The 268-nt window shown below is 60.8% G+C and carries 1 protein-coding gene; it reads left to right on the top strand.

Annotated features, from left to right (window positions below; translation table 11 throughout):
- Positions 1-268, top strand: a 268-nt coding sequence (locus ACP3VS_RS24450; protein WP_426390324.1) for a hypothetical protein, incomplete at both ends; no start/stop codon positions are given.

Raw genomic sequence — 268 nt, 5'->3', positions numbered from 1 at the left:
GTATTTCCTGACCATAACGCCGCCCTTGCAGGATCACGAGCAGAAGCCCGCGCGCATTCTCGGCAAACAGCGCTTCGAGGTGTTCGTTGCCCAGATCGGTCGGCGACTGGCTTCGGACCGCGGTCTCGTCATGGACGTGCTGGAGTCGATCGCCAACCACTGGCCGGACCTGTTTGCCACGGCGACCGACGATATGACCGAGAAACCATTCGTTGCGAAGGAGGGGCAAGGCGCCGCCATTGTCAGCTTCAAACCCAATGGCCAAGAC

It is taken from the genome of Lysinibacillus sp. VIII_CA (assembly GCF_049943995.1).
Classification (GTDB): Bacteria; Bacillota; Bacilli; order Bacillales_A; family Planococcaceae; genus Lysinibacillus; species Lysinibacillus pinottii.
This window is presented reverse-complemented; position numbering and strand designations above follow the sequence as displayed.